Source organism: Oleiphilus sp. HI0132, from assembly GCF_001635845.1.
Genome location: NZ_LWGJ01001043.1, coordinates 1 through 7,602 on the forward strand (window position 1 = coordinate 1; position 7,602 = coordinate 7,602).

The window sequence follows — 7,602 nt, forward strand, 5'->3', positions numbered from 1 at the left end:
AATCAAACCAGGAGTCACCTTGCACTACAACATTAGGGTATCGACGACGATATAAACTTTTCGCAACCGTTACAAAACTTGGTCCTGAGCCAGCAAGGAAATGCGCCCCTCTGTAACTATCCATGTTTTTTACTTCCCGCTAATACACAGTCTCTTTATGGAATAGCTATTTTGTCATAGTCAAAGGTAGAAGCTTTAGCTTTTTCAGTGGCCTTATCTTTGGCGGGGGCGCTAGTAGAAGGAATTGGCATAAGTACACGCGGCTTCTGTATCTTAATTTCTTCCAAGCCATCAAAGCCACTTGCCGTAGCGTTTGCTCCTTGGGCGCTATTGCTTGGCGCGCTTAGCGTGTTGCTTAACGCTGGTTTAGAAGCAGTAGGGTTACTAGCTGGACCTATCGGCGCCATAAGGCTAGCAAGTTTATCTTCGAGTAAGCTATAGTCGCTTTTAACAGTGGTAAGTTCTTCCGTCAAAGATGTCTTCGAAGCGCTTAACTGTGAAATCTGTGTTTGTAGCGAAGTAATCCGCTGCTCCTTAGACTCTAGCTCCTGATTGAGTTTATCGTTGTTCGATGCAAGATAATCAATCTCTGAGCGTGTCTCTTTTTGACGTTTTACAACCGCAAGATAAGCGCCTTTTCTATCTTTTAACTTCTTATTTAATACCTTGATTTCATCGCTTAATCTTGAATTTTCTCCGGCCAGCACTTCGCTATTGCTTGCGCCACTCAACAAAGACGCCCTAACCTGACTCAAGGATGCTGCTAGGGCCTCGTTTTCCTCTTTAAGCAAAGCGAGTTGTGAATTCAGGTTGTCGATAATATCCTGATTGACCGCAAGCGCACCCTCCGACTCCTGTATTTTTTCCTGCTGAGCCTGGTTTTCTCTCGTCAAACGCTCGTGCTCAGCTTTGGTTTCAGCAAGAGATTGTCCAGACGTAGACATTTTGGCTTGCTGATTTTTAAGCTGAAGTTCGAGCTTACCTATTTCTTGCTTAGATAAGACGCTGTCCAGGAGTGCAGTTTGACCCTGGTGATAAAAATAAAATGCTGAGAGCCCGAAAGCCAAGGCCATGATAAGAGTGACTATCCACGTACCGTTAAGCAGGCTATTGCGCTTGCGCAGATCATTTATCCACTGCTGCGCATATTGGTCAGCGTTATTCAAGGAATTGTCATGTGTCGTCATAAAACGTTATCTCAAGAAAAATAGATTTTTTGTAAGATATTATAATAGTTTGCGTTACACTAGCGCATGCCGCGCACGAGGCTCTATTGTTATTTTTTAAAGGGTAAAAAGTCGACATGAGTGATCTATATCTAAAGCTTGCGAACTCTCAGTATACACAGCCAATCATCCAAGCTTTGAACTTGCCCAAACCTCTTAATCTTGCTCGTAGCGAACATGAAAGCTTATATAATATTAGCGGTAAAATCCTGCTTGCCGCGACTAAGCATAATTTTGCGACTAATAGTGTATTTAAGGCTCTCGACTCCGACAACATTACCCTGTTTAGTGCACGCTCTAATACCGAGACACTAAACTTATCGGCCGCACCTACGAGTTATAAAGCTAAATGTACAGAAATTCAGATCGACAACCTTGAAGATCAAAAGTTTAAAGCTTTAGTTTTTGATGCGACGGGAATAAAAACAAGCCAAGAACTGAAGCAATTGTACAGCGTCTTTACTCGTTCCGTTAAGAAAATTAGTATTAATGGACGCTTTGTCATTATTGGGCAATCACCTTCGCAACTTGAATCACCGGAAAGCGCTTCTTTGCAAGGCTCCTTAATAGGGTTTGCAAAATCGCTAGCTAAAGAGTGTGGTAAAAAAGGGATCACCAGCAATGTTATTTACCTGGAAAAAGGCGCTCAGAAATATCTAGACAGCTCTCTCAGGTTTTTCCTTTCGCCCAAGTCAGCCTACATAAGCGGACAATCTATTCAGCTTTGCAACAAAGCAACCAAGCAGAAAAGAACAGACCAGGCTAAGCCACTACTCGGCAAAACTGCTCTTGTAACTGGAGCTGCTCAGGGGATTGGCTATCACACCGCAAAAACATTAGCGCGCGATGGTGCAACAGTCGTCTGCCTGGATATACCTGCCAATGAAAGTGCTACACAAGCTCTCGCTAAAGAGATTTCTGGACACAGTGTTGCATTGGATTTAAGCGCAGAAAGCTCGGTCGACTCTATATGCAATACTATTGGTGCGCAACTCGGCGTAATAGATATCATTGTTCATAACGCTGGCATTACTCGCGACAAGACTATTGCTAACATGCCAGAGCACTTTTGGGATCAAGTGATAAACATCAACTTGTCCAGGGTGCTGGATATCAATCGTGCGCTAATAGAAAAGAAGCTACTTGCTAACAATGCACGCATCATCTGTATATCTTCTATTTCCGGGATTGCAGGTAACTTCGGACAAAGTAATTACGCCTGCTCTAAAGCCGGAATAGCCTCTTATGTTGAAGCGATGAGCCAACACACCGCCGACCAGGGCCTTCAGGGGCTAACTATTAACGCCATTGCACCTGGCTTTATAGAAACTGATATGACCCAGCGAATCCCTTTATTGACTCGTGAACTAGGGCGACGTATGAATGCATTATCACAGGGTGGCTTGCCGCTAGATATCGCAGAGGGAGTGAGCTTTTTCAGCCGCCCCGATGCTAATGCGCTTAACGGAAATGTACTTCGTATATGCGGTTTGAGTTTACTAGGTAAGTAAATGTAATAATGGAATGGAATGCGATGACCATCTTGCAGCAAGAATGCCATCGCTTTAAGTTTACTTATCACCAGCTATCAAAAGAACCAGCTGAGGGTCAATTCTCGTACCATACCAATTAACACGCCAATCAAGGTGCGGACCTGTAGAACGACCTCCAGCCCCTACTTTGGCAATTTCCTGGCCTGCCACAATATCTTCACCTTCTTTTACGACAACTTCACTTAGATGAATAAAGGTTGAAGATAGTCCATAACCATGGTCAACAATTAAAGTGCCACCGGAGTAAAACATGTCTTCATGGACCAGCGTAACTTTACCGCTAGCAGGAGCATAAACTGGCGCCCCAACTGGCCCAGCATAATCAACACCATAATGTGGGCGCTTTGGTGTACCGTTGTAAATCCGTTGACTACCGTAGACACCAGTAATAGGCGCCCTCATAGGTGCCGTAAAGTCATCCAAAAAGTAAAGCAAGCTGGAATCAGTTTTACGAGCATTTTTAACCAGCGCCGTTTCGCGTTTTATACGGGCTAGTTTATCCTTACTGGGTGTCACGGTTTTTTGAGGAACACCTTTAATACTTTGAGTCGGATAAGTCCTTTGCTTCACATCAATAATTAGAGAATGACGTTCACCATTAGGAGCGCTGAATGTTAATTTGTGCTCCGGCGCAGCATCGCGACCAAAGCCAATAATAAAATCCCCTTCTCGCGTAAGCCGAATTTCGCGTTCATTCAGTTTTACGTCGTACGAAGGCTTAACATTACCTTTTAACAAACCGCCCTGTGCAAATACCCCCTCAAGCACCACGTCGTCGGTCATTAGCTTTTCTGAGAGCAAGTCATCCGCAAAGACATTAGCACAAGTCACTATAAGGAGTGTAAAACCTGTTCGCTTTAGTCGCTTAAGCGTTTTTCTCATGAGCACCCTTTTCTTCGCTATCTTTACTCTCTTCTTTCTCACGTAAGCTGGCCATCTTCTCGTGCACTTTGCCGAAGATGCTGCCATCCTCGTACATACCGTCTTTAAGCGTTCCCGTCTTTAAACCCGTTAGCAATTCCAATGCTTCATTAACATGCGTTACTGCATAGATATTAAAGCGCTTTTTCTTAACGGCATTAATCACCTTCTGGCTTAACATAAGATTGGCAATATTGCTTTTAGGGATAATAACCGCTTGCTTCTGATCACTGCCGATTAACTCACAAGCATCGAGAAAGCCTTCTATTTTCTCATTTGCGCCACCAATTGGCTGAACTTCACCAAACTGATTCACTGAGCCGGTCACTGCGAAGTGCTGAAGAATTGGCACATCAGCAAGTGAAGAAATTAAGGCGCAGAACTCGGCCATCGACGCGCTATCGCCATCAACCTCACCGTAAGACTGTTCAAAAGCAATACTTGCAGATAGAGGCATCAGATCATCTTTTGCAAATAAGGATGACAAATAAGACGATAGGATCAAAATCCCCTTAGTATGGATATTGCCGCCCAACTTGGCATGATGCTCGATATCTGTGATATCACCATCACCAAAATAACAATTTGCAGTAACACGGTTTGGCATTCCGAACTCCGAACCCGCCGTGGAGTACACTGACAGTGCATTGATCTGCCCAACAACCGAACCGCTAACGGATAGCAAAGTAGAGCCATCTCTTATCGTATCAAACAGTTGATCTTTGATTCGCCCATTGCGGTGTTCGGCACTTTCTAAAGCGCGCTCTACGTGAGACTGTCTGATCATTGTTGAACGTTGCTCACGCGCCCAGTAGTTTGACTCTCGCAGCAAATTAGATATTTCAGAGGCGTGAAGTGACAACTTATTCTGATTTTCAGCCTGGCGGGAGCTAAACTCAATTACCCGAGCCACCGCTTTCTTGTCACAGTGAAGAAAGCCTTTTTCGTGTACGAGACTAGAAATGAATTTTGCGTAAAGCATCTGTGATTCAGGCGTACGATTCATTTCGTTTTCGAAGTCCGCTGTCACTTTAAACAGTTCTTCAAACTCAGGGTCGTAATTCTGAAGCAATAGATAAGTTTCGAGGTCACCAAAGAGAATAATCTTAACATCTAATGGAATCGGTTCCGGTTCCAAAGAAATCGTTCCAGACAAAGTCACTTCTCTTTCCAGGGAATTGATTTGCAGTTCCTTGGAACGCAGGGCTCGCTTGATCCCGTCCCACACAAAAGGTTGTTCAAGCACCTTCGCCGCATCAATCAACAGGTAGCCACCGTTGGCACGATGTAAGCAACCCGAGCGAATTAAGGAGTAGTCGGTAAACACCGTGCCTTTGTAGGTCACATGCTCCACATAACCAAACATCGTGTGATAGTTTGGGTTTTCTTCAACGATAACAGGCTCTTTAGAGTCCTTGTGCTGAACCAGTACATTAACCTGATATCTACGAGGTAGTTTCTTCTCAAGCGTTGCATTGGACATAGCGCCCTGCTCTTCGCTGTCTTCGAGAAAAATATCTAAGTTATTGACGATATCATTTTGTATATCATTCAAATAATCAATTACTAAAGAGTGCTTATGATATTTGTGAGCAAGTGACTCAACCAGGTGCTGTGTAACGCCCAGTACAACCTCTTCATTGAGCGCTTGCTGCTTATCTACAAACTCCTGTTCCCAGTTTGCTATTTTTCTAATCACCCCTCTTAGCTTTAATTCAAGCTTAGTGATTACATCATCAAACTGATCTTTCTCATCTTCCGCAAGTGCTTCAAAGCTTTCGACTGTATGTACATCTTCACCATTCATTGCAGTGAGACGGTATCCACCAGGGGTTGTCAAAGATAGCTTTACCTTTTTTCGCTTCGCTTGCTTAGCGACTTTCTCTAATGCCGCTTCTTGCTTTTCAGCGTATTCTAGCTTGAGTGCTTCTGAGCGCTGAAAGTACTGATCATTCTCGAAAGCCTGAGGAATGCCTTTGACCAAACGGGTCATAAGCTTTTCGACATCCTTTTTTAAATTAGCGCCCATGCCAACCGGTAACTTAAGTACTTTGGGTGATCTAGGCTCATCGAAGTTAGCAACGTAGCACCAATCGTATAACTCTCTATTTTCTTTACGGTGATGATCTAGAAAACGCAAGATCATCGTACGCTTGCCCAAGCCATTGCGGCCAATTGCATACACATTGTAACCAGAGTCAGGCATTGACATCGCAAAGCGGACAGCTTCCTGTGCACGGTCCTGACCTACAAATTCATTTAATGGCGGCAGAGCTTTAGTACTGGAAAAGCCCAAGTCAGCATCATCACATGTTTTGTATAATTGTTTCGTAGATAGCGGTTTCAATGTGAGCCCTTAAATATTATGAAAATGATTACATGCAAAGCATTAGTTCAAAGTATCTAAACGATATTAACAAAACAGACTGGCTTAACAAGACTAATTTTTACCAACAATTTAACCTATATTCATTTACTATAAGAACAGCTGTCAGTTGAAAGTTGATTTGTTGGGTGTTTAGCGTTTAATATCCCTCTCCTGATTCGACCTAACCCCATACCATTTTATACCTATGCATAAAATTAAACTCATAAATTGGGCAGAGCGCCGCATTAAAAGACGCCATAAAGCGCCTGATTTACGAATATCAATACAACCTGTCGGCTTAAGAAAATTCTTCAGCTCCTCACAGGAAGTTAAATGCCTCGATATCAATCGCTATGGTATGGCGATCAGGTCGCGTCGTCCCTTTAAGGCCAAAGAACGCATTCTAATTAACTTTAGAGGTAAGTATATTTCACTTTCCAAGGTTGGGGGCATCGTCACCGAGTGTGTGAAAGTTCGGCATTTTTACCGAATCAGTGTTGTTTTCAGCTACGCAAAAGACAGCAAAGAATACTGCCGCAAGACAGATAATGATCTTTCAAGAATTGAAAGCCTTTATAACCAGCAAACAAAAGAAGCCGGTTAACTCTTCTCAAGCACTTCCAATCGAGTGTTTATCACGATAGGCACGCGGTGATAAGCCCATCCAGGTTTTAAACGCTCTAGAAAATACCGAGGCTTCATCAAAGCCTAATTCCAACCCTATCTCGCTTATTGATCGATTACTATCATTTAGCAGGCTTAGCGCTTTTTCACATCGTAGTTTTTGCTTAATTTGTTGGTAGCTAGTGTTTTCTTTTTCCAAGACACGCCTTAAATTTCTTGGGCTCATATTGAGTTCACTGGCCAAATCATCAAGCTTCTTAAACTGCATCGTATCATCAACAATCATATTCATTACTTGAGTACTAAAACTTCGTTGAAAGTCCGGCTTTGACAGCAAATCGGTTGGCGAATTTTGTAAAAAAGTATTCAACTCTTTCTGGCCCTGTTTAATAGGCAAATCCATAAGAGCTGATTCGAAGACTAGTGCGTTTTGCGTTTCACCAAACCTACAGTGACAAGGAAAGAGCAAACTATACTCCGCAACATGCGGTGGACTCTGGTAACTCAAGCTAACATATTTTAAAGGTAATCGTTCAGTAACAAGCCAGCTTGCAAAGCGATGCCAAACCAATAAAAAAAACTCTACGAGGAAATTGGCAGTATCCAACTCGGGCCGTACAGGCTGAAAAATAAGACGAGCTCCCTCCGTAGTATTTTCAAGTTGCAGCACGATATCGTTTCTAAAGGTACTGTAGAGCAAGCTTGCCCGCCTTATGCTTTCACCAATAGTTTGCTCCCTTATCATTTGTTTAGCTACGATGGCAAAAACACCTTGTTTACAGGGCTGATCGGTAAAGCCCATGAACTCATCATCCATTAGTCGCCAGAAAGAGTTGAATACTTTTTTACAAAATTCGCCAACCGATTTGCTGTCAAAGCCGGACTTTCAACGAAGTTTTAGTACTCAAGT

General features: G+C 43.1%; 6 protein-coding genes and 1 pseudogene. 2 read left to right on the forward strand and 5 right to left on the reverse strand.

The window, feature by feature from the left end; translation table 11 throughout:
- Positions 1–155: 155 nt before the first annotated feature.
- Positions 156–1,187: a hypothetical protein gene (locus A3766_RS12560; protein WP_068510807.1), complete on the reverse strand. Its 1,032-nt coding sequence runs from the start codon at positions 1,185–1,187 to the stop codon at positions 156–158.
- Between the two features lie 116 nt (positions 1,188–1,303).
- On the opposite strand from A3766_RS12560, the gene A3766_RS12565 reads away from it, so the two are divergent.
- Complete coding sequence (locus tag A3766_RS12565) at positions 1,304–2,737, forward strand: 3-oxoacyl-ACP reductase (RefSeq protein WP_068510809.1); 1,434 nt, start codon at positions 1,304–1,306, stop codon at positions 2,735–2,737.
- A 60-nt stretch (positions 2,738–2,797) separates the two neighbouring features.
- Here the strand turns inward: A3766_RS12565 and A3766_RS12570 are convergent, their stop codons facing one another.
- Together A3766_RS12570 and A3766_RS12575 are read right to left on the reverse strand one after the other, a co-directional pair.
- Positions 2,798–3,661 (reverse strand): M23 family metallopeptidase, encoded by an 864-nt coding sequence (locus A3766_RS12570; RefSeq protein ID WP_082880459.1) that lies wholly within the window; start codon positions 3,659–3,661, stop codon positions 2,798–2,800.
- A complete protein-coding gene (locus A3766_RS12575) occupies positions 3,645–6,047 on the reverse strand; it encodes a Lon protease family protein (protein WP_068510812.1) in 2,403 nt (800 codons plus the stop codon). Before A3766_RS12575 ends, A3766_RS12570 begins: the two co-directional genes overlap by 17 nt.
- A 226-nt stretch (positions 6,048–6,273) precedes the next feature.
- Here A3766_RS12575 and A3766_RS12580 point away from each other — a divergent pair, with 226 nt between their 5' ends.
- Positions 6,274–6,672, forward strand: a complete 399-nt coding sequence (locus A3766_RS12580; RefSeq protein ID WP_068642286.1) for a hypothetical protein — start codon at positions 6,274–6,276, stop codon at positions 6,670–6,672.
- Between the two features lie 6 nt (positions 6,673–6,678).
- Here A3766_RS12580 and A3766_RS32410 read toward each other — a convergent pair whose 3' ends face one another.
- Together A3766_RS32410 and A3766_RS32415 are read right to left on the reverse strand one after the other, a co-directional pair.
- Positions 6,679–7,095, reverse strand: a complete 417-nt coding sequence (locus A3766_RS32410; protein WP_369808627.1) for a helix-turn-helix domain-containing protein — start codon at positions 7,093–7,095, stop codon at positions 6,679–6,681.
- A pseudogene (locus A3766_RS32415) lies at positions 7,096–7,521 on the reverse strand (AraC family transcriptional regulator ligand-binding domain-containing protein); the annotation flags it as partial.
- Positions 7,522–7,602: the final 81 nt, after the last annotated feature.